A 26,000-nucleotide genomic window follows, 5' to 3' on the forward strand; every position below is an offset into this window, starting at 1 on the left:
TTTCAGCTGACTAATTCTATCGAATTGTATAATATTTGGTCTAAATATGATGAATTTCTTACATTATTGAACAGTGGAAAATTTTAAATAAATTTCTTTAGATAGTGTGATATTTCAATAAGTAGAAATATTTTCTTATTAATGCATAGAGTACAAGAAACATATTAATATAAAGGTTTATTAATTTAATAGTTAAGTTTATCTATTTAATTAATCATGTAAATAAATCCTGTAACTTGTTGATTTTATTTATTGGAGAGATAAAGAAAAGGCCAGCTCAAGGGAGATTGAGCCGGCCAAGGAGGTGGTTCCTAGTCTTGCTGTAAAACTTTTTTGATTTTTTATTTTTCACCAACAATAATACGGTAAATAAAATAGTATTGATGTGATCTGTTTCTAAAAAAAGAAATATATCATCACCAAAAGGGTATATTGGTGATTATTTGTCTGAGTTTCGGCTCGTTTGAGCATATTGAGAACTAATACCATTTAGATTGCGTATTAATAAGGCGTAATTAATATCAATTTGTTTAGGGATTGGTAAATAGACAATATACCCATCTCCAGGAGCAACTTCCATTGGTTGGCCTTTTTTATCTTGCATTGCCTCTAGTGTAAACTGGATATTGCCTGATGGTGTCATTAATTCGAGACTGTTTCCAACCATGAATTTATTCTTAACTGCAACTTCAGCCAATCCGTTGACCCATTTTCCCGTAAATTCGCCGACAAATTGTTGGGTGTTGGATATTGAATGGCCGTATTCATAACTCTGATAGGCATCGTGGGTATGACGGCGCAAAAAACCCTCGGTATACCCACGGTGAGCAAGTCCTTCCAGCGTTGTCAGCAGGGTTGGATCAAATGGTTTTCCTGCAACAGCATCATCAATGGCTCTGCGATAAACTTGTGCTGTGCGGGCGCAGTAATAGAAAGATTTTGTCCGTCCTTCGATTTTCAAAGAGTGAACGCCCATTTTAGTTAATCGCTCAACATGCTCAATCGCGCGTAAGTCTTTGGAGTTCATGATATAAGTACCATGTTCATCTTCAAAAGCCGACATAAATTCGCCTGGGCGTTTCGCTTCTTCGAACATAAATACTTTATCTGTTGGTGCACCCTCTCCCAATGTAGGCTCGATATTTTTTGCCGGTATAGGTTCATGCATATGCATAATATGACCGATATCATCCTCTTTGCCTTCTTGAACATGATATTCCCAACGACAGGCATTAGTGCATGTTCCTTGATTTGGATCACGTTTATTAATATAACCGGATAACAGGCAGCGACCGGAATAGGCCATGCACAGTGCACCATGTACGAAAACCTCCAGCTGCATATCGGGAACATGCTGGCGAATCTCGTTAATTTCATCCAGAGAAAGTTCACGGGAGAGAATGACTCTGGTCAGCCCCATTTGTAGCCAGAATTTGACTGTCGCCCAGTTAACGGCGTTAGCCTGAACGGAAAGATGAATTTCCATTTCGGGAAAAGCTTCCCGAACCAACATAATCAGTCCGGGATCGGACATAATTAGCGCATCAGGTCCCATTTCAACGACAGGTTTCAGATCACGGATAAAGGTTTTCAGCTTGGCATTATGCGGCGCAATATTCACCACGACATAAAAACGTTTGCCAAGCTCATGCGCTTCTTTGATGCCTAGCGCCAGATTTTCGTGATTGAATTCATTATTGCGAACACGCAGGCTGTAACGTGGTTGACCGGCATAGACTGCGTCCGCGCCATAAGCAAAAGCATAGCGCATATTTTTCAGCGAACCAGCAGGGGAAAGTAATTCTGGAGTAAACATGTTTAAAAAATTCTCGGTCTGAGTTCAGCGCAATTTTCACTACAAAAAGTGAGGGTAAGGCGGAGGATTCTAACGCTTAATTTGTTGAGGATACAAATTTATTAGCTTGAAGTGCTCAGTTCTGTTGGTCGATGAAGATGCACCTTATCAGTTGAATATTGATTTCAACTGATAAGGTGCAATTTATGATGAAAAAATATCACTCTGACTTTGTCAGATCCCGGACATTTTCACTGGCACCATTTTTAATCGCAGACTGAATGCCCTTTTTGGCAATGGCTTCATTATCGCAAGATTCGCTGATACCAATGACTTGATAGTTCCTGGCTTTCAGCACGAAATGATGCTTGCCAGACTTGTGTTCCCTGATTTCGAAGTTTTTTTCTGCCGGTGAGTTTGCCTGGACAGAACGAATCCCTTTATTCGCCGCTGCCTTTGTGGTGTACATTTCACTGGTGAGGATAACGTCACCGTTCGATGCTTTTAAATTGAAATAATACTGCTTGTTTTTTGCTCTTCTCAGATCATAATAGCCTACAGCCATAAGAAATCCCTCCAATTATAGGTAAGTATTTTTAATATAGCTGAATTTCTGACCGGCGAAAGGTTGAGAGAAATTTAATTCGGTTAAAGTGTGACAGTTATAACAAACGGCATATATTCGCTTCCCACCGGTAACCCAGTCCATAAATGGAACGAATGAACGTTTTATCATTGTCCAATTGCTCCAGTTTACGGCGCAGGTTTTTAATATGGCTATCAATAGTCCGGTCTGTCACGATCCGGTGATCGTCATACAGCTTGTTCAGTAATTGATCACGAGAAAACACTTGCCCTGGACGACTTGCCATCGTTTTTAATAACCGGAATTCAACCGGTGTCAAATCCAGTATTTTATCGCAGTAACGCGCCTGGAAGCAGGCCTCGTCAATGTGCAAATCACTTTGCCTGACAATATCCTGTGGCCGGTAACAGCGGCGAAGAATGGTTTTAACTCGTGCGACAATTTCACGCGGGCTGTAAGGTTTACAAATGTAATCATCCGCTCCAATTTCCAGCCCCAATAAACGGTCAATTTCTTCCGTTTTGGCGGTAACCATAATAATCGGCACGTCAGAGAAGTGACGGATTTCCCGGCAGACAGATATGCCATCACAACCTGGCAGCATCAGATCTAGCAATATAATATCTGGATTATGTTGCTGTACATGGGGAACAACGTCATCGCCACGCAGCAGCCATTGAGTTTCGTAATCAGCCGCGCGCAGGTAATCAACCAACAACTGGCCGAGCTTTGGTTCATCTTCAACAATCAGAACAGTATAATGGTCAGATTCTGTACTCATATCGTTTCACTGGCAGGGGATTCAGTTAGCGGCAATTCTACGATAATTCTCAAACCACCTAAAGGTGAGGGTTCAGCACAGATCGTACCGTTATGTGCTTCAACGATGTTATAGCAAATAGCCAACCCAAGCCCTGATCCACCACTGGTGCGGTTTCGTGAGGATTCATTGCGGTAGAACCGTTCAAAAACCCGTTGGCATTGCTCGGGTAACAGGCCTAGTTCGCTGTCCTGCCAGTTCAATATAAAGCGATTATTATCAAAATTCCCTTTAATAGTCAGTTTTCCATTATCAGTGGTATAGCGAAGGCTGTTTTCCAGCAAATTATGAAAAAGCTGAGTCAATCTGCCTGGATCAGCAAACATCATGATAGTTTCAGGCAGCTTAACATCCATCTGAATTTGCTTATCAAGGAAGCGCCCACGATAAGAGGCGATAGCTGCTTGAAGTAACTCACTGATATTGATAAATTCTTTCCGGTATGCCAACGATCCGCGATCTGATAAAGAGAGCTGATGTAGATCATCAACCAGTTTAGTCAATGTGGTGATCTCTGCCAGTAACGAATTCAGTGTTTCGTCTGTTGGTTGGCGAACGCCATCCTGTAAAGCTTCCAGCTCACCGCGCAATATGGAAAGGGGAGTGCGCAGTTCATGAGAAATATCTGCCATGTAATCGCGGCGCATTTGCTCATTTTTTTCCAGCGTGCTGGCGAGCTGGTTAAAATTGTGGGCAAGTTGACCGATTTCATCTTTACTTGATGGTGTTACCCGGACACTGAAATCGCCCGACGTCAGTTTATGTGTCCCTTCGACCAAGCGCTTAACAGGTTTTAACATGCCGCGGGATAACAATAACGTGGCGATGATAGCCAGCAGAGTAGACAAGCTGGCAATTATCCAGCTTGTCAGTTGTTGCTGGCGATCAAAACTGATATCTGCTTGACGGGTAATTTTGTCTGATGCACTGATAATGACCCAGCCAACAACTTGATGATTATAAGTGATTGGTTTGCGATAGGTATCTTCTGGAATTTTACCGTCATGACCAACCAGCAGTTTCATATCACTGTCCACTACCCAGAATTGCGTTCGCCAGCCACGGGGCGCTGGACCTTGACGGCTTTCGCTGGTTTGTTCAATGGAACGAATGATTTGAAAAATGATCCGGTCATTTTTCTTTAAGAATTTCCAGCTACCATATTGTTGATATTGTTCAGCCAGTGCTTCAGCTAGCATAGAGGTGCGTAACTGGATATTTTGTTTTATGTAGCCCATAAAACCATGTTGAAAGCTGCTTCTTACGCCCCAGTGCATGGTGATAAGTACCAGCATACACGTAGCGAAGATAGCCATAAACAGCTTACCGCTGATCCCTAGTTTCATTGTTGCCCCGTAATCTGTTTGGAGGCATGCCGTTGTTGCCATTTCTCTCTCAGCCGATCAAAACAGAGATAGACAACCGGGGTGGTATAGAGTGTCAAAAGTTGGCTCATGACCAAGCCACCAACGATGGTTATTCCCAATGGTTGGCGTAGTTCCGCCCCATCGCCATTGCTCAAAACCAGAGGCAGAGCACCAAACAAGGCGGCCAGTGTGGTCATCAGAATCGGGCGGAAACGTAACAGGCTGGCCTGGAATATCGCGTCACGGGCGCAGATATTACCGTTACGCTGAGTTTCAATGGCAAAATCCACCATAATAATGGCATTTTTTTTCACGATGCCAATCAACAACATGATGCCGATTAACGCGATCAGGCTGAATGGTGTGTCAAACAGTTCCAGTGCCAGCAGGGCACCAATCCCGGCAGAAGGTAGAGTAGAAAGAATGGTCAGTGGATGGATATAACTTTCATACAGTATCCCCAGTACCAGATAGACAGTCATAATGGCAGCCAGGATCAGGAATAATTGTGATTTCAGGGTTTCCTGAAAAATCTGGGCGGTACCGGCGAAAGTACCGCGAACCGTTGAGGGCACACCCAGTCCGGTTATGGTTCTTTCAATCGCATTGATAGCATCGGAGAGGGTATAACCTGTCGGTACATTGAAAGAAATAGTAGATGCAGCAGAAAGCCCTTGATGATTCACACTTAACGGCGCGTTGGCCGGTTGCCAGTGGGCAAAGTAAGAGAGGGGAATCACTTTTCCTTGATTATTTATCACAAACATTTTTTCCAGTGCGCTGACATCCTGCGTATATTCCGGTGCAACTTCCATCACTACTTTGTACTGATTTAGTGGCTGATAAATAGTGGATATTTGCCGCTGACCAAAAGCATTATTCAGCAGGCTATTTGCTTCACTGACATTAATTCCCAGCCGCGACATGATGTCGCGATCATAGATTATTGCCATTTCAGCCCCTTTATCTTCTTTATCGGAATTAACATCGGTCAGTTGAGGCAGTTGCCCTAGTGCTTTGCGGATAATGGGTTCCCATTTGCGGAGATCATTGAGATCATCTGCTAGCAATGTAAATTGGTAGCTTGCATTAGATTGGCGACCGCCAGCCCTAACATCCTGTACTGGAATGAGAAACAGGTTTGTCCCCGGCTCATTGGCAAGTTTGATTCTCAGGCGTGAAATAATTTGTTCGGCACTGTCTGAGCGCTCTTTCAATGGTTTCAAAGAGATGAACATAAAGCCATTATTGACCCGTCCGTCACCTGTAAAACCGGTAACGCTGTCTACCGCAGGATCGGCATTGATTGTCTGCATAAAATTTTTCATTTTTTCACGCATAGACTGGAAAGAAATACTTTGATCTGCTCGGACAAACCCCAACAACCGACCGGTGTCCTGCTCTGGGAAGAAAGTTTTTGGGATGTTGATATAGAGCCAGATGTTCAGGGCAATGATACCCGCCAAGATTAACAATACCCAACGGCTATGATTCAGTATCCACATCAGGGAACGCCCATAACCTTGTTGAATTTTCAGCAGAACTTTACTGAATCCACGGATTTTTTCCTGCGCTTTGGGCGGTTGGGATTTTAGCAAATGAGCGCACATCATCGGCGTCAGCGTTAAAGAAACCAATAGAGAGATGCCGATTGATGTGGTTAAGGTGATGGCAAATTCACGGAACAGCCGGCCAACCAGCCCATCCATTAGCATAAGCGGGATAAAAACGGCGACCAGTGAAATACTCATCGCAAGAACGGTAAAGCCCACTTCCCGGACACCGCGCAGTGCGGCTTGCATCGGTTTGATACCGGTTTCAAGGTGGCGGGAAATATTTTCCAGTACCACAATCGCATCATCCACCACAAATCCCGTTGCAATTGTCAGAGCCATCAGGGAAAGGTTGTTCAGACTGAAACCACACAGATACATGGCGGTAAACGTGCCAATGAGTGAAACAGGGACCGCAATTGCCGGGATCAACGTTGCCCGGCCAGAACGCAAAAACAGAAATACCACCAGAATCACCAGCCCGATAGCAATCACCAGTGCCCGTTCTACCTCAGCCAATGAAGCACGAATAGTCGGTGTGCGATCCTGAGCTACTTTAAGCTGAATAGAGGCAGGAATGGATTCACGCAATGCCGGCAATTGTTCACGAATTCGGTTTACCGTGGCGATAATATTCGCGCCGGCTTCACGGCGAATGATCAGCAAAATAGCTGGTTCACCACCAGACATGCCGGCTGCTCTGACATTCTGAACAGAATCTTTTACATTCGCGACATCCTGCAATCGTACCGGTGAGCCGTTATTATAGTGGACGATTATCGGGCGATAGCTTTCAGCCGTTTTTAGCTCATCATTGGTTTTAACTTGCCAGCGTTGTTGTTCGGAATCCACAGAACCCTGTGGACGGCGAACATTGGCATTGCTGATCGCTTTGCGCACCGTATCCAGAGAAACACCCTGATGAAATAGAGCGCTGGGATTCAATTCAACTCTTACTGCGGGTAATGAACTGCCGCCGACAGAGACTTCACTGATGCCTTCAACTTGTGCAATTTTTTGTGCCAGTTGAGTAGACGCAAAATCATAAAGCTGCCCCTGATTATAGGTATCAGAAGTCAGTGTCAGGATCATAATGGGGGCATCGGATGGGTTTGCTTTGTAATAACCTGGCCTGCCAGGCATACCGGAAGGCAACATACTTTGAGCAGCATTCAATGCCGCCTGTACATCCCGGGCTGCGCTGTTAATATCACGACTCAGGTCGAATTCAAGCGTGATATTGGTATTGCCAAGGGTGCTACTGGATGTCATTTCATTGACACCAGCAATTCGGCCTAATGCTCGTTCCAGCGGAGTCGCGACAGATGAGGCCATTGTCTCCGGTGAGGCACCCGGTAATGAGGCATAGACGGAGATCACCGGAAAATCCACTTGCGGCAAAGGAGAAACCGGCAACAGGATAAACCCCAACAGCCCGCACAGGGTTATGGCTAAACTTAATAGGGTGGTAGCAACTGGGCGCTGGATAAATAAAGCAAAAAATTTCACCGCGGCTCCTGATGATCAATGGATGAAATATCCGGTACTGAGGACGTGCGGTTGCGGCGATAGTGCGTCAGCCGGTCAAACAGTAAATAGATCACCGGGGTGGTAAACAGCGTCAGGATCTGGCTCATCATCAGTCCTCCCACCATACAGACTCCCAGAGGACGGCGTAATTCGGCACCTGCACCAGTACTGAGCATCAAGGGTAGTGCGCCAAGTAATGCGGCCATTGTGGTCATCAGAATCGGACGAAAACGCAATAAACATGCCTGATAAATCGCTTCGTAAGGGGATAATCCCTGTTCGCGTTCTGCCGCCAGTGCAAAATCGATCATCATGATGGCATTTTTCTTCACAATACCTATCAGCAAGATAATGCCGATGATCGCAATGACATCCAGTTCATGACCTGCCATCATCAGTGCCAGCAGTGCACCAACTCCTGCGGTTGGCAAAGTGGAGAGAATCGTCACCGGATGGATAAAGCTTTCATACAGGATCCCCAACACGATATACATGGCGATAACGGCAGCTGTGATCAGCCACAATGTATTACCCAGCGCGCTTTCAAATGCCAGCGTTGCGCCCTGAAACTGGGTGGTTATGTCTTTGGGCATGTTGATTAATTGCACGGCATCACGAACAGCATTGACGGCCTGTTCAAGAGACGTGTTTTCGGCAACGTTGAAAGAGAATGTCGCAGCAGGGAATTGCGCCAGATGGTTAATTGCCAGTGGTCCAACTGTTTGTTCTACGGAGGCGATAGCCCGGAGCGGGACAATATTGCCGTCAGTTCCGCGGAGACGGATGTTATCAAATGCTGTTAGCCCTGGAGTCGATTTCACATCATGTTCCAGTACAACCCGGTACTGATTAGCCTGAGTATAAATGGTTGAAATTAGCCGTTGGCCGAATGCGTTGTAGAGTGCGTTATCTACGGCTGCCATTGAGATGCCTAATCGACTGGCGGTGTCTCTGTCCACTTTAACATAGGCGATCAGCCCCTGGTCTTGCCAGTCACTGCTGATATCAACTAATGTTGATCTCTGTTTCAGTTCAGCCAGTAATTTGGGTACCCAAATACTCAGTTCATTCAGGGAAGTCGCCTGTAATGTAAATTGATATTGGGTACGTGTAACCTGAGTATCAATCGTCAGATCCTGCATGGGTTGCAGATAGAGTTTTACATCGGGTATAGACGCAATTTTTTCCTGCAAACGTGGAATAATTTTGGCGATTCTGTCATCACGCTGATTGAGTGGTTTTAGTGTGATTTGCAACTGGCCGTTATTCAGTGTTGGGTTGCTGCCATCAATGCCGACAAATGTGGTGATATTTTCTACTGCCGGGTCTTGCAACAATAAGGATGAAACCTGCCGCTGTTTATCCACCATTGCCGCAAAGGAAATTGATTGTGGCGCTTCCAGTGTTCCCTGAATCAGCCCGTTATCTTGCAATGGAAAAAATCCTTTTGGAATAATGAGATAAAGCAGGGTAGTCAGTGCCAGGGTGCTTAAGGCGACGCTAAGTGTAATCCACGGATGGTTCAGCGCTTTTTTCAGCCATACGGCATAACCAGCAATTGTCCGTTCAAAAAAGCGTTCACTGGCCTGTTCAAAACGATTGTGTTTTACCTTTGATTCTGGTTTGAGCATTCTGGCGCACATCATGGGTGTCAATGTCAGTGAGACAACCGCTGAAATCAGAATTGCCACCGCCAGGGTAATAGCAAACTCACGGAAAAGGCGGCCAACGATATCGCCCATAAAAAGCAGTGGGATCAGCACCGCGATCAAGGAGAAAGTCAGGGAGATAATGGTAAAACCGATTTCACCTGCACCTTTCAACGCTGCTGCCATCGGTTTTTCCCCTTGTTCTATATAGCGGGAGATGTTCTCGATGACCACAATGGCGTCATCTACTACAAAACCAGTGGCAATGGTGAGCGCCATTAGCGTTAGGTTATTAACGGAAAAACCGCAGAAATACATCACGGCGAATGTGCCGATCAGTGAAAGAGGAACGGCGATACTTGGGATAAGTGTTGCGATGCCGTTGCGTAAAAACAGGTAAATCACCATGACAACCAGTGCAATCGCCAGTAATAGCTCAAACTGAACATCTTTCACTGAGGCACGAATCGTTGTGGTGCGGTCGGTCAAAATTTTCATATCGACAGATTTCGGTAAACTGCTAATGAGTTCCGGCAACATCTGACGAATATTATCGGTGGTTTTAATCACATTAACACCCGGCTGGCGCTGGATATTAATCACAATTGCCTGTTTGTTATTTGCCCATGCACCCAGTTTAGTATTTTCGGCCTCTTGCTCAATGGTTGCTATGTCTTGTAACCGCACCGGCGCACCCTTTTTATAGGCAACGATCAGTTTGCGGTAATCATTTACTGACTTCATTTGATCATTGGCCGAGAGCGTGACAGAACGGGTCGGGCCGTCAAGGCTGCCTTTGGCGGAGTTAACGTTGGCGTTGTTGATAGCAGTACGGATAGTTTCGCTATCCAATCCCTGTGCGGCGAGAGCCTGAGCATTCAACTTCACTCTGACTGCTGGACGCTGACCGCCAGCCAGTGTCACTAATCCAACACCATTTACCTGTGAAATTTTCTGTGCGATACGGGTTTCGACCATATCCTGAATTTGCGTCATTGGCATCGCCTCGGAGGTGATGGCCAGCGTGAGAATAGGGGGATCTGCGGGGTTGACCTTGTTGTAAATGGGAGGATAGGGCAGGTCATTGGGCAATAAGTTACTGGCGGCGTTAATGGCCGCTTGTACTTCCTGCTCGGCGACGTCTAATGGCAAAGTTAGCTGAAATTGTAATGTGATAACGGAAGCTCCGCCGGAACTTTGGGATGCCATCTGTTTAAGGCCGGACATCTGTCCAAGCTGGCGTTCCAGTGGTGCGGTGACTGAAGAGGTCATCACGTCAGGGCTTGCGCCGGGGTAGAGTGTGACAACCTGAATGGTGGGATAGTCTACTTCCGGCAGCGCAGACACCGGTAACATGCGATAGCCGATAATTCCTGCCAGCAGGATTGCCACCATGAACAGTGTGGTGGCAACAGGGCGCAGAATAAACAGGCGTGATGGGCCGCCTCCTGGAATTTGGGCGCTTACCTGCATCAGGAATTCTCCGTTTTGCTGTGTTCTTGCGGCTGAATCTTATTTGCCATTGGTGTGACAATATCTACCTTAGCGCCATCTGTCAGGCGATCGATACCATCAGTCACTACTTTATCACCCGCCGCCAGGCCGGTATTGATAACAACCCGCTGTGTATCCTGCAATTTGACTGAGACCAGATGTTTGCTGACTTTATTATCTTTACCCAATATCCAAACAAAATTCCCTTCATTACCCATTTGCAGAGCAGCGTTTGGGATCACCACTGCGTTTTCCAGCGTATCAACTTTAATCCGGATATTAACGAACTGATTCGGGAACAGAATGCCACTTTGATTGGCAAAACGGGCTTTCAGCTTAATGGTGCCGGTAGTCGCATCGATTTGATTATCAATACTCAGCAATTTTCCTTCGGCAAGTGGTTGCCGGTTGTTACGATCCCATGCGCTGACAGCGACATCATGATTCGCTTTTTGAGCGTGTAAAACAGCATTGATATCGTTTTCGGGTAATGAAAACAGCACATCTGCGGGATCTGTTTGTGTGATAACGACAATAGGAGAATTGTTGCCACTGGCGATAAAATTCCCTACATCGATTTGTTTCAGGCCCACCCGACCAGAAATGGGCGCGGTAATACGACTGTAAGTGAGTTGGAGTTTTGCACTGTCAATGGCGGCTTGATCAACTTTCAGATTGGCTTCATGTTGGCGGACAAGTGCACGCTGATTATCCATTTCTTGTTGGGAAATCAGTTTAGTGTTTGCCAGTTTCTGGTAGCGGCTTAGATCTTGGCGGGCATTCGCCAGGATTGCTTCATCTTTGGCAAGTTGGCCTTTGGCTTGCGCTAACTGAACTTGAAAAGGGCGAGGATCAATTTCTGCCAATAAATCACCTTTTTTAATCTGTTGACCTTCCTGAAAGTGCAGAGCTATAAGCTGACCTTCAACCCGGCTGGTCACGGTGGCGGTATTGGCGGCCTGAATGGTGCCGAGTCCAGTCAGAAAGCGTGGTACGGTCTGCTCTTTTGCGGTGGCAATTTGAACAGGAGGCAAAGGAGGGCGACTTAAACTAGAGGATTGCCCCGATGCGCCAGATTGTTGAAGGGCTGAAGGCGTTTTAAATGGGTGCCAGATAAATATAGCGGCAGCGATGACAACAGCGGTTAGCGCTGCACGGAAAAGGAGGATACGGCGTTTATTATTTTTATTCATTTCTTCGACATTCTCTTAAATGCAAGGTATTGCTTGATTATGTCCGACTGCAATATCGGTTTAATCGTATTCTGCTAGTTTAGCCAGTGAGGATAGGTTAAAAAATGGAGAAAGTGTGGAGAATATGTTAAGGAAGTGCTTTTTAAGGCAAATTGAGGTGTTTTTTGTCAGTTTTTTCGAGACTGCTCCAAGAATTATGTAAATGATGGCGGTTTTGTTACTTTCACTTTCTTGTCATTATTATAATGCGAAGAAAAAGGGCACTATTTTTGTATTAGAAAAAAGAGAAAATTTAGCTGTTATTCTCGGTATTTCAGTTAGACGGTTAAATCGGGCTATTAAAAGCTTGAATGAGAAAGAGATAATTATGTCAAAGAATAAACGGGTTAAAATTATTGATTACGGATCTTTGGGTAATCATGTTGGATTTTAAGCAGTGAAAATTAAAATCCATATATTCTATCTTAAAATAGCTGCACTGTTAGCAGGATGAACAATGCAGCAATAAATACAGCGATAATGTTACGATATGAAATTAAAGTAACCAGATGCTGAGAAATCTTTACCGGATTCTTTGAAACGTTGTTTCGGTAATGGGTAGCCAAAAGAGAGATATTTTTCAGCAAAATAGAGTGAGCTTTGATCGGTTAATCCAATAGAATTAAGATTATTAATAATATTCTTTGGCAGATGACATTTAATCTCCTTAACATAATCAATGATAGTGTTTTTTACACCGCTACCATCCGGCATTCTTATTTTTGGCCGGTCAATAATATATTCGGGTATTTTTCCTCTGAATGCTTCACGTAAAATATATTTTTCCACTCCGTTATTTAATTTGTAAGAAAAATCCAGGCTTAAAACATAAGGAACCAGTGCTGAGTCCATAAATGGCACCCTTGCTTCAACGGTATTTCTCATGCTTGCCCGATCAACTCTTTGTAAATCAGTCCTATGCAGGTTATTTAATCGATAGAGGGAGAGATTATGGGGATCTGGATGTGTTTTAAATAAATCATAGCCGGCAAAGATTTCATCGCTACCTTCTCCACATAAAGCGATTTTAAAACCATGGCGATTAGCAATATAGTAACCAAAATGAGCAATAGTTGAATCAATAGCATCAATTTGTTCGAAAAATTCACCGTAATAAACGGCATCTTGGATATTATTTATTAATTCTTCCTGGGTAAATGTATATATAATATGTTTTATATTATTTTCAGAACAATATCTTTTTGCGATCTCAATGTCTTTTGAGCCGGGTAAACCAAATGAAATTGCCGTAACATCGTGGTGATATTTTTTCGCGAGATAAAGCACGATGGTACTATCTATGCCTCCGCTAAACATAATTGACACGGGGAGGTCTGTATCAACTCTTTTTCTGACGGCATTATCTAAAAGTGAGTAGACTTTCTCTTTTGCCTGTTCGAAATTATCGCTGCTTGCTAGGATAGTTGAGTCATAGTGAATATATTTCTCACTGGTAAAGCCATCGAAAATTGAACCGGGTTCAACAAGTTTAATGTCCGAGTTAGATCCGATCAATGATTTTATTTCTGATGCCACATACCAATTACCTTCTTTGTGCGTGTAATATAGCGGCTTTATACCAACATGATCTCTGCCTAGCAAGAATTTATTATTCTTATTGTCAAATAGAATAAAACTAAACATGCCGTCCAATTTTTTAATAAATGATTTCCCATAGAAAATATAGGCAATCAGGGCGACTTCAGCATCGCCACCATTTTTAAATTGATAACCTTGTTCAATTAATTCATTCCGAAGAGACTTATAATTATAAATCTGACCATTCAGAACAAGATGAAGATCATATTCCTGATTTGAAATAGGTTGATATGCTGAGTTGCGTTCGACAATAGCAAGCCTGTTTGTGGCGATTGAAAAGTTATTTCTGACAATTTTCTCATTAAAACGAGATGAATCACCCCGATGAGATATTTTTGACATTATAGTCTGTAGCTTATTCTCAATATCATCGATAAGCTTGTTTTCTGTATTAAAAACACCACCAATTCCACACATAGTGAATTCCTTTGGTTAAGAGTTATCAATGATATTTAAATGTCTTCCGGTATAGGGCTGGAATATTTCAGTTCATTTACATTGGCACCTAATGTGGATATTTCGGCGAAATATTCAGGATAGGTTTGACCAACATGATATGGTTCACGAATAATGAGCGGTGCATCACAATGCAAACCTATTGTCGTGAGAGCCATGATTAATCCATGATCGTAATGACCATCAACGATAACACCGCCTTTATATCCATATGGATTGCCGTAAATAATTAATTGATCCAGTTTCTCTTCTGATCTGACACCTACTTTGTCTAATTCCCGCCGAAAATCAGAAATTCTGTCGGATTCTTTATAACGGATATGTTCAATGTTATAAAAAACGCTCTTACCATCGGCAAACGCTGCTAATGCAGCCAGGGCAGGTACTGCATCGGGCGCTAATGAACCATCGAAATCCTGTGCTTTTATTATTCCTCCGGAGCGAATATTGAGACAATCTTCCTGGATAAAGTTGATTTTAGCTCCACCGTTAATTAAATAGTCCACAACGGCTCCATTACCTAATTCCTCCTCAAAGAAACCGCTTAGGGTGACGTCAGAATTAAGTGAGGTACAAAGTGCAAGGATCGCCGCAGTGCTGGCTGGATCGGCACCGACATTAAATTCTGATGCGATAAATCGACTATTTCCTGTGGTAAAGAAATGGCGGAATTCGTCATCATATTCAATACTAATACCGGCCTTACGCAGGTTATTAATTGTAGTATGCACCATTGATGGTGCGGTTATTGTATCGGTCACTTTTATATGGAGATCCCGTTCACTAATGGCACCTAAATAAAGTAATCCACTCAGGAATTGGGAGCTTTTTCGGCATGAAACTTCAGTGTAACTACCGATGTTTCTGTTTGATTTAATACTTATCGGCAAATGTGAATCAGGTCCAACGGCGGTGCACTGGATGTTGAGTGATTTTAGTGCATTGACCATTTCTGATTGTGAGCGAGTACCAAGAGAGTGGCTGTAATCTGTAATAAATTCGACATCAGGCAGATAACCGGATACTCCCATTAATAGCCGTAATACCACGCCGGAATTACCTGGATTAAATATGATTTTTTTATTAATTTTTTTGACGTTTATGCCTGTTACGATGGTCCTTAAAATCTCATTATTAAATGATACGCCTAAACGGGAACAGTTTAATTTCATCGCTGTTGTGTTGTTCCCTGATGCCATATTATTTATTTTACTTGTTCCTTCCGTCAGTGATGCTGTTAGAATGGCTCGGGTTGAGGAGCTTTTGGATGCCGGTAAAGTTATTGAGCCGTTTAATGACTTGGTGTTATTTATTTCAATAAATGGTGGATGATTATTACCATAGTACTTCATGTTTTTATCTCGCTTTTATATTGTTAGTTAATTTATTCTAGCGCCGAGCGAACGTAAAGATTGGATAAATCCAGGAAAACCATCATCTAATTTATTAATATTATTAACCGTTGTTCGCTCTCTTGCCCCTAGTGATGCAATAATATTGGATGCGCAAATCCGATGATCATAATAGCTGAATACCTCAACGCCTCCATTTAGTGGCCCGTTGCTGTGAATCTTTATTTTGTTGAAAGCACCAGTATCATTAAAAATTAAATAACTTTTTCCTCCCATCATTCGTATATTTTCATTAATAATGAATGCCCGTTGACATTTGTGGTTATTTATCGCATTAAGCCCGGAAAATGTGATATCTCCCTTGCCATTAATCGCTGCTGCGATAATATTAGTGGCAACAGAGGGAAGTTCATTTAAGTAAATTTCATCTGTAATCGTGTTACGCTTTCTTGCTAAATTAATATTAAGTTCATTCTTCGTTGAATTATATTCTAAATTTATACCAAATCTTTTATATATGTTAAATAATACGCTTTCGTTAATAGTATTTCCCAGAGAGTAATGCCTTATCGTCACTTTGCTTGGCCGATTAATACTTAATATTGATGAAGCAATGTAGCTTAGTGATGTGAAATCAGTAGGAATGTTAATGATAATATCCCTTGCTTGATATTCAGTGGAAATAAATGCATTGCCTATGCGGGTGATTTTACTCCCCAGTAATGCCATCATTTTAATTGTTATATCAACATATCCATTCTTGGTTTCACTGTCGTTGTTGATGATAATACTTTTTCCTTTAATAAATGGTGAGACAAGAAGAGAGAATGAGAGAAACTGGGTACTTTTATTGAAGTTCAATGGGGATTGTGAGGGGGATATCCTCCTGGAAACAACAACGATATTCTCTTGTTGCTTTTCTGCAAATACATTCAGATATGAAAAAAATGCTTCGTCATACAGACTTTCTCTGTTAAACAGGGAGTCATTGCATTTTATATAAACTTCCTTTTCTGTCAGTGAGGCTAAAGCGACACTTATTCTGAATAGCATACCAGAACCATTAGCATGAATAATCCCATGACAATGATATATTGGATGTGCCCCTTTCAACGTGATGTGATTTTGACTTCTATCCAGAATTTTCAGACCAAATTGTTGTAAAGCGGTAAGTAAATCTTCTGTTTCGGTACACCATGATAAATTATTTATTATTGTTTTCTCTTCATTTAACAATGCTAATAGTAGTGCCCTTTGGATATGAGGCTTAGATGAAGGTATGACTATTTCCCCATTAAGAGTGGAACCAGGGAGCACGTTAATTTTATTCATGCTAAGCCTCCAGGTAGATCAATTTCCATTGATATTGTTATTTTGTTTGACTATTTGCTGTCGATAGCAATAGTGGTAATTTCAACATAATGTTCTGGCTTTACCATCGATTTAACCGCAATTGTTGTATTAACAGGACGTATATCGCCAAATTTTTCGTTAAATGCTCGGCAATAATCATCAAAATGTTCGAAGTCAGTTAAATGCGTTACCGTACTGACAACATCAGCCAGTTCTGTGTCAAGCTCTTTTAAATATTTCTCAATTTTTTCTATAATAAATAGCGTTTGTTCGTAAGCATTTTCCCCTATAACATTTCCATCACCGTCTGAGGCGACACATCCTGCAATAAAGATTTGATTACCAACTCTTTTCCCTCTTGAGTATCCCATTTTGTTTTCCCATGGCGATGGGCTGAATACCGTTTTTTTAAATTCATAAGACGACATAAATACTCCTATAGATAAAAATATCTGGGAACAATAAATTAATTTAAACAATTTATTCCATTAACTAAAAAATATCCGTAAATTGTCGTTGTATTAATAAAAGTATATAAATGATGATATGTCAAAACAAATTAAACATTAAAATAGAATAGTTTTTGATTTTTTTATTTGAAAAAGTAATAAATGTTTTTTCTGATTGTGAGGTTATTTTTTTTGTGAAAAAAATTTTATTAAAATTTAATTAGTTACGTATTAAAGACGTTAAGTATGTTGCGTTATGATGGTTTTTATATTTGAAAATTATCCTTGTTGAGACTATACATGATAATTAGCTTGTTTTAATTCTAGTCTAAAATTTTATTATTAATAAATATAGATTGTTTTCGGAGTGAAAAAGATAAGTATATATTAATAAAATGCAATTAATGGTGGGGTAAATATGGGCGTTTTTATTTTTCTTGAAGTAAGGCCGACTGAATGCTTGGCAATTGATTATATTAGAAATTTAGGATTTTCTCCGGTTTTGTTGACTTCAATGGCATCAATGAATAAAGAATTATATGATGATTTAAAAAAGGAATTATTCGATAATATTTACTATATAGATACGAGCAGTTGCACAGATATCATTAATTTAATTAAAGATAATCACATTCCTGTTGCCGCGATCCTTGGCTGTTATGATGATGTGATGATCACGGCGTCTGAAGTGGCGTTAGAGTTCGGTTTACCTCATCCCGATCTAAAGGGTTTGAGGAATGCATTCAGTAAGAAAAATGTCAGGGATATCCTTGTACAACATGGTTATTATCAACCTGCCTACGAGGTTTTTTCTCATAATAATATTCCAGAAAATCCTGAAGTTCCTTTTCCATTTGTGATTAAGCCACTCCGTGATGCGGGAGCTTATGGGGTATCACTTTGCAAATCTAATGATGATTATCGCAATGTGACTTTAGGCATTTCGTCTAATGGCACAATGTCAATGCTTGGTAAAGTCAATGAGGAATTCTTGATAGAAGAGTTCCTTCAAGGCCGTTTTTATGGGGCTGAATTGATCTATAGTCGTGATAAATGGCATTTAATTGGCATTAATAGAATTTTTGTTTCTCCTGATGATGGCCTATGTATGATAGGTTTATCTCATCCTGCTGATCTGTCTGAATCTGAATTTACTATTGCCTGCGAGCTTGTGAAAGAGTGGGTAACTGTTCTGGGGTTACGGGGTGGCGCAATAAATGTTGAATTTATTTATACATCTCATGGGCCTGTATTAGTTGAAATAAACTTGCGTATAGCAGGCGCCAGAGCGGCTCAACAGATTTTTATGACCACCGGGGTGAATATGGTTAAATATTTGGTTGATTTCGTTTGTGGTATAGAAAGCGATATATTACCAGAATCAGTAATGACCTATCCATTTGTTGCTGATGCCTTTATTTTCCATCGTGGCGAAGCTATTGTGAATGATATCAGCGTAGATTCTGACTCCCCTTATTTCATTTCTGCCGGATTTAAAAAGACACCTTTTAGTATTTCCAATATTTCGTCGAAAAATAAAAACTTTGGTTCTATTGTCGGCTATGCTTTAGCTCATGGTGATAGCTGTACAGAAGCTATGGAAAATGCAATGTGCATTGCTAACAGTGTGCAATTAAAAATAAATTAATAAGAGATCATAATTATGGCTATTTTGATGGGGTTGATTTCAGCATTGTGTTGGGGAAGTACTGATTTTTTAGCCGGGCAAGCGGCAAGAAAAATCGGTGTGGCTAAAGCGTTATTCTATAGTCAGCTATTTGGTTTTTCTGTTTTATCTTTATTACTGTTTTTTTATTTCAAGATGTCGTTTGTCAATGTTGGTTTTTTTCAATTGACCATTTGTGTTATTGCTTCTGTTTGTAATTTAATGGCAATGGTATTTCTGCTTAAAGCGTTATCGATTGGTAAAGCTTCTATTGTTGCCCCGATTGTTTCGCTTTATGGCGCAGTGACTACCCTCTTGTCATTGATAAGTGGGAAGCCGATCACCGTTTTGGTTTTATTTAGTCTATTTATTTGTGTTGTGGGTGCATGTTTAACCAGTGTGCCGAAATCTAAAGATGGACAGCGAGAATCGTCGGGCTCAATTCTCTTTGCGCTTTTATCTTCGCTGATGTTTGGTTTAGGTTTCTGGTTGCAAGGGGAATTTGCTGTTAGAGATCTTGGTGTTATCAATGCGTTATGGATTTATTATTTAACTGCTATAGTCCTTTTATTTCTCACATTATTAAAAAGTGGGAATTTATCATTGCCACCGGTTTCAATGATAGCGTTGGTTTTTTTAATTAGTTTTTTTAGCCTGATAGGGTTTGCTTCATTGGCTTACGGTTCTGCAACTGGGCATGTTGCGATTGTTACTGTTTTGAGTTCATTGGCAAGTGGAGTCACCGCTTTGTTAGGTTTTTTTATTCGTGGAGAACGATTGAGCCGCATTCAGTGGATGGGCATTATTATCATAATCGCAGGGGTTATTCTGTTGAAAGTGTAGTTGTTATAATGGATTGTTTCCCCGAAAAATTCGGGGAAACAGTGAGAAAATTAGGCTGATTGATGAGAGTCGTGGTGCCAGATTGATTATTTTGTTGTCGCCTGTTTATTTTGCGGATGATGATCTAATGCCGCTATGAACGAAGAAATGAAACGGCCAAATAAAATCAGAAAGCTGATAAGTAGAACCAGTTTAGTAATTTGAGATCGCTTCTTCTTTTCATGGGCTAAATCGCTATGTTGATTCTTCTTCTATTTCTAATTGCCAACCTGTAACGTTATGCCAGTATTCCTGCTCTTTTTCCAGATCAAGTTGCATTAGGGTGTTTTCTGATAAGTAATTGTATGGCAGATAGAGTGCCCAATGACCATCATCAGTAACCAGTCTGAGTGATTCAGGGGTGGTTGTGGATTGACGTTGATTATTGAGTAATGTCGCCAGACGCAGGATTTGAATTAATGGCAAATATTGTTTTTTCTTAAATAGATTGAATCTTGGCAAATCGTCCAGTTTTATTGTTTTGCGGTGATAGCGAACCAGTGTTGCCAGCAGTAATTGTTGTTCCTGATTAAAGCCTGGCAAGTTGGTATTTTGCAGAATATAAGCAGAGTGTCGCTGTAATCCGCTTAAGTTAATACTCAGCCCAACTTCGTGCAGCATTGCCGCCCAGTGTAAAATGGCTTCGAGTTGGGGCTGCACCAGCTTTGGGTTCTGGATGGCCCATTGTTGGTAAAGCACTTCCGTGGTATCAAGCACACGCTTTGCCTGTTCTCTGTCGATATTATAGTGCTCAGCCAGGCTTTTTGCCGTTCTCCGGCGGATGTCTTGATGGCGGAAGCGACCTTCCATTTCATATAAAACACCTTCACGCAGAGCACCATCTGATAGCTGTAACTCTTTTATATGCAGAGCATCGAATACACCGCATAAGATAGCCAGGCCGGGAACAAAAACGTGTTTACGATCATCGGATAATTCAGGTAAGTTGAGAGTTTTTAACTTTTTGAATTTAAGCACCTCTTTGACCAACATTTCCAGCCGTTCAGGTGTGATTAATCCATCCTTCTCTCCCATTGCGACCAGTACTTCATAAACTGCTTTGATTGTCCCGGATGCGCCGAGCGTGGAGTTCCAGCCTTTTATGCGGTATTGCCATGAGAGGTTCTCCAGTTTTTGAGCGGCTTCAAGCCGCGCTCTGTGGAATTTCTCTGCACTGATTTCACCGTCGGAAAAAAATTGGTGAGAAAAACTGATGCATCCCATCCGGCGGCTTTCTATTAATAAGGGTTCAAAATTTTCGCCGATTACCAGTTCAGTAGAGCCTCCGCCAATATCAATCACCAGCTTACGATCTTGTTCTGGCTGAGTGTGTTCGACTCCCATGTAGATCAGGCGGGCTTCTTCGTGGCCGGAAATAATTTCAATTGGATAGGGGATGACTGCTTGTGCCCGTCTGATGAATTCTTTGGCGTTGCTGGCTTCACGTAAGCTGTGAGTGCCAACCAGACAGACGTTATCTGCCGGAAAGCCTTGTAGTCGTTCAGCAAACAGCGCAAGGCATGCCAGGCCGCGCTCCATGGCTTCTTCGCTTAATTCGTTTTTTTGATTAAGGCCGTAAGCAAGGTAGACATGTTGTTTTAACCGGCTAAGGATTTGCAATGCGCCGTTGACGATTCGTGCAATGATCATATGGAAACTGTTTGAACCCAGATCGATAGCGGCAATTTCCATTGGTCGGGGCGTAGATTTATCGTGTGTTAGCGGCATAAATTAGGTTCTTGATCCAGGTTGTTCGAGGGCTTTTATATAGTCATAAATCGCCAGTTGTGCACGGATTTTCCGTTTATTGCCCCGTGGCACATAACTGTTGTTCAATTCTTTATCGACGTAACGGGCTTTTACCGTATCGTTGAATTGTAGTTCGAGAATATCCAGTACACGCTGTTTCAATTGTGGATCAAGCAGGCAGACAGCAACTTCAATCCGATAGTCGATATTACGGGTCATCCAGTCGGCAGAGGAGAGAAAGACTTTTTCATCGCCGTTATTGGTAAATACATAAACTCGATCATGTTCGAGGTAACGGTCAACGATACTGATGATTTGAATATTTTCGCTGAATTTTGGCTGATTGGGCACCAGTGAACACATACCACGTATCAGCAGGCGTATTTTCACACCGGCTTCTGAGGCGTCGTACAGGAGGTCCACCAGCTCTTTATCAACAAGGTTATTGATTTTTAACGTAATGCCAGCGGGTTTATCTGCTCTGGCGTTTGCTATTTCCTGAGAAATAAGCTGGTTGAGCATCGCGCGGGAATTTTGCGGCGAAACCATCAGATTTTCAAAGTTGACCGGGCGATAGGGGTTTTCAATAAAGTTGAATACCCGACGGACTTCGTTGGTAATTTGCGGATTGGCTGTCAGCAGCGAATAGTCGGTATAGAGACGCGCTGTTTTTTCATTAAAGTTACCTGTACCAATATGGGCATAGCGAACAATTTCTTCGCCTTCCAAACGGGAAATAAAAAACAGTTTTGCGTGAATCTTTAACCCCGGTGCCGAGAAAATAACATGTACACCCGCTTCGGTCAGCCGCTTAGCCCAATGAATATTGGCTTCTTCATCAAATCGTGCCTGCAATTCAACCACCACGGTAATTTTTTTACCGTTATGGGCAGCATGAATCATTGATTCAATAATGCGAGAGTCTTTTGCTACCCGATAAATATTGATCTTGATGGAAAGCACGCTTGGGTCAAAAGAAGCCTGGCGCAGTAATTCCAGTACGTGTTCAAAGGTGTGATAGGGATAATAGAGCAGAACATCCTGTTCACGAATAGCATCAAAGCCATTGCGAAAATTATCGAACCAGGTGTGCCGTAATCTTGGTAAGGGCCTGTTCAACAGATTTTTCTTTCCCTCATTGGGAAATTTAATAAAATCTTTAAAGTTGTGATAGCGTCCGCCAGCGATCACCGAGTCGTCATTTGACAGGCCAAGTTTGCTACGCAGTAATTCCACCATTTCATCCGGCATTTCTCTCTGATAAACGAATCTTACCGGTTCCGCAGTCAACCGTTGTTTCAGGGTGGATGACATCAATTCGAGCAGGCTTGATTCCATCTCTGTTGCTAAATCATATTCAGAGTCACGGGTCATTTTCATTGAATAGGCATTGAGTGAATCATAGTCAAAGAAACCTTTGAAAATTTCATCAAGACAGTAGCGCAGAATATTATCCAGCAGGATCATTGATTTGCGGCGTCGTGGCATTTCAGGCGGCAAATTAACAAACCGTGGTACCTTATCTGACGGAATTTCCAGTAATGCATATTGGATATTCTGACCGTGGACAATTTCAACTGCCAGATAAGTGTAGTCATCTTTCAGGAATTCAACCAGATTCGTTTCCGGGTTAATCAGGATTGGTGTGATATGGGGTCGCAGATGTTGACGAAAATATTGGCGTAACCAGATTTGCTGATTTGGTGAAATTTGCCGTTCATTGATCAGAAAAATTTGATTGCGGGCCATTTCCAGCAGTAATTCATTATAGAGCACATCAAATTCCTGATCGGTTTTAGCGACTTTGGATTGAATTTTTTTCAGTGCGTGCCGGGAACTGGTGGCGGACCCCCCCCGCGCTTCATTAATCAGTATTCGCCGTTTCACATCAGCAAAACGAACTTTGTAAAATTCGTCCAGATTATTGGAGTAAATACCCAAGAATCGCATCCGTTCTATCAATGGGTTGCTCTTATCCGCCGCTTCCTGAAGCACACGTTCGTTGAAGGATAACCAACTAAGTTCTTTCTCGGTATAGAGCCTGTCTTGGGACATTGTTACTCCAGGTGTTGAGGTGAATGTGTTGAAATTTTGAGTATTATTAGTCGTGGCCTGTTGTTATAACCTCGTCTGTCATCGTGGGTTCAGGCCTTTTTATCTGCCTTGGACGCGAAATATTGATGTTGGAAAACACACATGCGAATTGCTGTGCGGTAACAGCCATTAATAAAGAATTCATCTATTAATTCGCCCTCAGTGTAGAAACCCAGCTTGTTATAGATATGAATGGCTTTATTGTTCTCCTTATCGACAATCAGATAGAGTTTATACAGATTAAGTACAGAAAACGCGTATTCCATCGCCAGTTTTGCCGCTTTAGTTGCATGGCCCTGGCCCTGATATGCCGGATCGATAATGATCTGAAATTCTGCCCGGCGATGGATGTAGTCGATTTCGACTAATTCAACCAGCCCAACTTTGGCACCAGAACTCGCGATAATAAACCGGCGCTCGTTCTGATCGTGAATATGTTTGTCGTAGAGATCGCTCAACTCAACGAAAGCTTCATAAGGTTCTTCGAACCAGTAACGCATGACGCTGGCGTTGTTATCTAATTGATGGATGAAAGGCAGATCTTCCCGCTCAAGGGGGCGTAACCTGACAGGTGGAGAATGAGAACCACCAGACATTTGATACCTCAGTGTTTTTAATAAATAAGAGCATATTATTAATAGTTCGCAGTGCTGGGTATACTACCACAGCACTGTAATTAGGGGTGAATAAATAGATTATTCTGCGGCATAGCCTTGTGGAGGAAGCATGTTCCCATCCAGATACGCTTTGCCATTAACCATGCTCAGGCGTCCTTCGACAAACCAGTTGATAACTAATGGGTAGATATCGTGCTCCTGAGTTTGAACCCGTTTAATAACCTCACTTTTGTGATCATTTGCAAAAATAGGCACTTTGGCTTGTAGGATCACCGGGCCGCCATCCAGCTCTTCTGTCACAAAATGAACGGAAGTGCCGTGTTCTGTATCGCCATTTTCCATTGCCTTGCAGTGAGTATGCAGACCGGGATATTTTGGCAATAGAGAAGGGTGAATATTTAGCAGGCGACCAAGATAGTGCTGAACAAAATCCGGTGTCAGAATACGCATATAACCGGCAAGAACGACCAAATCGGGTTGATACTGATCGATGGCGTATTTCAGTGCTTGATCGTAAGTCTGGCGATCCGCATAGTTTTTCGGGCTGATGACATGGGCAGGAATTTCCGCCTGTTTAGCCCGTAGCAGACCGTAAGCATCGGCGGTATTACTGAATACCGCACAAACGTGCCCACTGATTTTGTTCTGCTGGCAGGCGTCAATCACCGCCTGGAGATTGCTGCCGTTGCCGGAGATCAATACAACGATGTTTTTCATTGAATAACAACCTGTTGTTCGTTCTCTTTCTGTGTGGTGATGGTACCGATTTGCCAGGCTTTTTCACCGGCGGCGTTGAGTAATTCAAGTGCTTGTTCAACGGCTGTTTGTGGTAATGCAATGACCATCCCGACACCACAGTTGAATGTACGGTACATTTCATGACGGCTGACATTACCGGTTTGTTGTAGCCAGTTAAATATTGCCGGCCATTGCCAACTGGATTCATTAATTTGCGCTTGGGTATTTTCAGGCAGGACACGTGGAATATTTTCCCAGAAGCCGCCGCCGGTCAGATGAGCAATCGCGTGAACATCAAGGTGTTCAATCAGGGATAAAAGGGATTTTACATAAATTTTTGTTGGGGCGAGCAGGTGATCTGCCAGTGATTTGCCTTCCAGATTGGTTGTTTCTGGATCTGTGTTGCTGACGGCCAGAATTTTGCGTATCAGAGAATAGCCGTTTGAATGAGGGCCACTGGCGGCGAGAGCAATCAGGGCATCACCCGCCTGAACTTTACTGCCATCAATGATTGCTGATTTCTCAACGACACCAACACAGAAACCGGCAACATCATAATCTTCACCGTGATACATCCCTGGCATTTCTGCGGTTTCACCACCAACCAGAGCACAGCCGGATAATTTACAACCTTCCGCGATACCGGTGATAACGCTGGCGGCGGTATCAACATCCAGTTTTCCGGTGGCATAATAATCAAGGAAGAATAGGGGTTCTGCACCCTGGACAACCAGGTCGTTGACGCACATGGCAACTAAATCAATGCCGATAGTATCATGGCGTTTGAGATCCATCGCCAGACGTAATTTGGTACCAACACCGTCGGTACCGGAAACCAGAATAGGTTCGCGGTATTTTTGCGGTAATGCACATAAAGCGCCAAATCCACCTAAACCGCCCATGACTTCTGGACGACGAGTCTGTTTTACCACACCTTTGATACGGTCTACCAAGGCATTACCCGCATCGATATCTACACCGGCATCTTTATAGCTGAGAGAGGTTTTATTGGTCACTGA

The 26,000-nt window shown here is 42.5% G+C and carries 19 protein-coding genes; 3 read left to right on the top strand and 16 right to left on the bottom strand.

The features are described 5' to 3' along the window. Window positions 1-439: 439 nt before the first annotated feature. The 7 genes from trhP to ACUN2T_RS11175 form a co-directional block, all read right to left on the bottom strand. Window positions 440-1,816 carry a prephenate-dependent tRNA uridine(34) hydroxylase TrhP gene (gene trhP / locus ACUN2T_RS11145; RefSeq protein ID WP_445497508.1) on the bottom strand — a complete coding sequence of 459 codons (1,377 nt, stop codon included), beginning with the start codon at window positions 1,814-1,816 and terminating at the stop codon, window positions 440-442. Between the two features lie 199 nt (window positions 1,817-2,015). Next, window positions 2,016-2,360, bottom strand: coding sequence for a YegP family protein (locus ACUN2T_RS11150; protein WP_445497509.1), 345 nt, complete (start codon window positions 2,358-2,360; stop codon window positions 2,016-2,018). Between the two features lie 97 nt (window positions 2,361-2,457). Next, a complete protein-coding gene (gene baeR, locus ACUN2T_RS11155) occupies window positions 2,458-3,162 on the bottom strand; it encodes a two-component system response regulator BaeR (RefSeq protein WP_445497510.1) in 705 nt (234 codons plus the stop codon). After that, window positions 3,159-4,547: a two-component system sensor histidine kinase BaeS gene (gene baeS / locus ACUN2T_RS11160; protein ID WP_445497857.1), complete on the bottom strand. Its 1,389-nt coding sequence runs from the start codon at window positions 4,545-4,547 to the stop codon at window positions 3,159-3,161. Before baeS ends, baeR begins: the two co-directional genes overlap by 4 nt. Further along, window positions 4,544-7,630, bottom strand: a complete 3,087-nt coding sequence (gene mdtC / locus ACUN2T_RS11165; RefSeq protein WP_445497511.1) for a multidrug efflux RND transporter permease subunit MdtC — start codon at window positions 7,628-7,630, stop codon at window positions 4,544-4,546. The genes baeS and mdtC overlap by 4 nt, the downstream gene beginning before the upstream one ends. Then, window positions 7,627-10,773 carry an MdtB/MuxB family multidrug efflux RND transporter permease subunit gene (locus tag ACUN2T_RS11170; RefSeq protein WP_445497512.1) on the bottom strand — a complete coding sequence of 1,049 codons (3,147 nt, stop codon included), beginning with the start codon at window positions 10,771-10,773 and terminating at the stop codon, window positions 7,627-7,629. The genes mdtC and ACUN2T_RS11170 overlap by 4 nt, the downstream gene beginning before the upstream one ends. Continuing rightward, window positions 10,773-11,987, bottom strand: coding sequence for an MdtA/MuxA family multidrug efflux RND transporter periplasmic adaptor subunit (locus ACUN2T_RS11175; protein ID WP_445497513.1), 1,215 nt, complete (start codon window positions 11,985-11,987; stop codon window positions 10,773-10,775). Before ACUN2T_RS11175 ends, ACUN2T_RS11170 begins: the two co-directional genes overlap by 1 nt. Before the next feature lie 202 nt (window positions 11,988-12,189). Here ACUN2T_RS11175 and ACUN2T_RS11180 point away from each other — a divergent pair, with 202 nt between their 5' ends. Continuing rightward, a complete protein-coding gene (locus ACUN2T_RS11180) occupies window positions 12,190-12,420 on the top strand; it encodes a helix-turn-helix domain-containing protein (protein WP_445497514.1) in 231 nt (76 codons plus the stop codon). Between the two features lie 89 nt (window positions 12,421-12,509). Here the strand turns inward: ACUN2T_RS11180 and asnB are convergent, their stop codons facing one another. From asnB to ACUN2T_RS11200, 4 genes are read right to left on the bottom strand one after another with little or no spacing between them, the layout of a single operon-like run. Beyond that, window positions 12,510-14,042, bottom strand: a complete 1,533-nt coding sequence (asnB, locus tag ACUN2T_RS11185) for an asparagine synthase (glutamine-hydrolyzing) (RefSeq protein ID WP_445497515.1) — start codon at window positions 14,040-14,042, stop codon at window positions 12,510-12,512. Window positions 14,043-14,077: 35 nt separating this feature from the next. Next, the gene (aroA, locus tag ACUN2T_RS11190) at window positions 14,078-15,433 is read right to left on the bottom strand and encodes a 3-phosphoshikimate 1-carboxyvinyltransferase (RefSeq protein ID WP_445497516.1); all 1,356 of its coding nucleotides are present in this window, start codon (window positions 15,431-15,433) and stop codon (window positions 14,078-14,080) included. A 27-nt stretch (window positions 15,434-15,460) separates the two neighbouring features. Further along, a complete protein-coding gene (locus tag ACUN2T_RS11195) occupies window positions 15,461-16,765 on the bottom strand; it encodes a 3-phosphoshikimate 1-carboxyvinyltransferase (RefSeq protein WP_445497517.1) in 1,305 nt (434 codons plus the stop codon). Window positions 16,766-16,815: 50 nt separating this feature from the next. Then, window positions 16,816-17,214: a RidA family protein gene (locus ACUN2T_RS11200; protein ID WP_445497518.1), complete on the bottom strand. Its 399-nt coding sequence runs from the start codon at window positions 17,212-17,214 to the stop codon at window positions 16,816-16,818. Between the two features lie 439 nt (window positions 17,215-17,653). On the opposite strand from ACUN2T_RS11200, the gene ACUN2T_RS11205 reads away from it, so the two are divergent. Beyond that, a complete protein-coding gene (locus ACUN2T_RS11205; protein ID WP_445497519.1) occupies window positions 17,654-18,883 on the top strand; it encodes an ATP-grasp domain-containing protein in 1,230 nt (409 codons plus the stop codon). A gap of 15 nt (window positions 18,884-18,898) precedes the next feature. After that, the gene (locus tag ACUN2T_RS11210; protein WP_445497520.1) at window positions 18,899-19,744 is read left to right on the top strand and encodes a DMT family transporter; all 846 of its coding nucleotides are present in this window, start codon (window positions 18,899-18,901) and stop codon (window positions 19,742-19,744) included. A gap of 234 nt (window positions 19,745-19,978) precedes the next feature. On the opposite strand, the gene ppx is transcribed toward ACUN2T_RS11210, so the two are convergent. The 5 genes from ppx to purM form a co-directional block, all read right to left on the bottom strand. Further along, the gene (gene ppx, locus ACUN2T_RS11215) at window positions 19,979-21,511 is read right to left on the bottom strand and encodes an exopolyphosphatase (protein WP_445497521.1); all 1,533 of its coding nucleotides are present in this window, start codon (window positions 21,509-21,511) and stop codon (window positions 19,979-19,981) included. Window positions 21,512-21,514: 3 nt separating this feature from the next. Then, the gene (gene ppk1 / locus ACUN2T_RS11220; RefSeq protein ID WP_445497522.1) at window positions 21,515-23,587 is read right to left on the bottom strand and encodes a polyphosphate kinase 1; all 2,073 of its coding nucleotides are present in this window, start codon (window positions 23,585-23,587) and stop codon (window positions 21,515-21,517) included. An 89-nt stretch (window positions 23,588-23,676) separates the two neighbouring features. Next, window positions 23,677-24,222 carry a spermidine N1-acetyltransferase gene (speG, locus tag ACUN2T_RS11225; RefSeq protein ID WP_445497523.1) on the bottom strand — a complete coding sequence of 182 codons (546 nt, stop codon included), beginning with the start codon at window positions 24,220-24,222 and terminating at the stop codon, window positions 23,677-23,679. 99 nt (window positions 24,223-24,321) lie between these two features. After that, window positions 24,322-24,960 (bottom strand): phosphoribosylglycinamide formyltransferase, encoded by a 639-nt coding sequence (purN, locus tag ACUN2T_RS11230; RefSeq protein ID WP_445497524.1) that lies wholly within the window; start codon window positions 24,958-24,960, stop codon window positions 24,322-24,324. Next, window positions 24,957-25,997, bottom strand: coding sequence for a phosphoribosylformylglycinamidine cyclo-ligase (gene purM / locus ACUN2T_RS11235; RefSeq protein WP_445497525.1), 1,041 nt, complete (start codon window positions 25,995-25,997; stop codon window positions 24,957-24,959). Before purM ends, purN begins: the two co-directional genes overlap by 4 nt. Window positions 25,998-26,000: the final 3 nt, after the last annotated feature.

The organism is Photorhabdus machadonis (assembly GCF_052657765.1).

Bases quoted from the DNA above. Each gene is read 5' to 3' on its own strand.
- trhP (WP_445497508.1), bottom strand. From the start codon at position 1,816: ATGTTTACTCCAGAATTACTTTCCCCTGCTGGTTCGCTGAAAAATATG.
- ACUN2T_RS11150 (WP_445497509.1), bottom strand. From the start codon at position 2,360: ATGGCTGTAGGCTATTATGATCTGAGAAGAGCAAAAAACAAGCAGTAT.
- baeR (WP_445497510.1), bottom strand. From the start codon at position 3,162: ATGAGTACAGAATCTGACCATTATACTGTTCTGATTGTTGAAGATGAA.
- baeS (WP_445497857.1), bottom strand. From the start codon at position 4,547: ATGAAACTAGGGATCAGCGGTAAGCTGTTTATGGCTATCTTCGCTACG.
- ACUN2T_RS11170 (WP_445497512.1), bottom strand. From the start codon at position 10,773: ATGCAGGTAAGCGCCCAAATTCCAGGAGGCGGCCCATCACGCCTGTTT.
- ACUN2T_RS11175 (WP_445497513.1), bottom strand. From the start codon at position 11,987: ATGAATAAAAATAATAAACGCCGTATCCTCCTTTTCCGTGCAGCGCTA.
- ACUN2T_RS11180 (WP_445497514.1), top strand. From the start codon at position 12,190: ATGATGGCGGTTTTGTTACTTTCACTTTCTTGTCATTATTATAATGCG.
- asnB (WP_445497515.1), bottom strand. From the start codon at position 14,042: ATGTGTGGAATTGGTGGTGTTTTTAATACAGAAAACAAGCTTATCGAT.
- aroA (WP_445497516.1), bottom strand. From the start codon at position 15,433: ATGAAGTACTATGGTAATAATCATCCACCATTTATTGAAATAAATAAC.
- ACUN2T_RS11195 (WP_445497517.1), bottom strand. From the start codon at position 16,765: ATGAATAAAATTAACGTGCTCCCTGGTTCCACTCTTAATGGGGAAATA.
- ACUN2T_RS11200 (WP_445497518.1), bottom strand. From the start codon at position 17,214: ATGTCGTCTTATGAATTTAAAAAAACGGTATTCAGCCCATCGCCATGG.
- ACUN2T_RS11205 (WP_445497519.1), top strand. From the start codon at position 17,654: ATGGGCGTTTTTATTTTTCTTGAAGTAAGGCCGACTGAATGCTTGGCA.
- ACUN2T_RS11210 (WP_445497520.1), top strand. From the start codon at position 18,899: ATGGCTATTTTGATGGGGTTGATTTCAGCATTGTGTTGGGGAAGTACT.
- ppx (WP_445497521.1), bottom strand. From the start codon at position 21,511: ATGCCGCTAACACACGATAAATCTACGCCCCGACCAATGGAAATTGCC.
- ppk1 (WP_445497522.1), bottom strand. From the start codon at position 23,587: ATGTCCCAAGACAGGCTCTATACCGAGAAAGAACTTAGTTGGTTATCC.
- speG (WP_445497523.1), bottom strand. From the start codon at position 24,222: ATGTCTGGTGGTTCTCATTCTCCACCTGTCAGGTTACGCCCCCTTGAG.
- purN (WP_445497524.1), bottom strand. From the start codon at position 24,960: ATGAAAAACATCGTTGTATTGATCTCCGGCAACGGCAGCAATCTCCAG.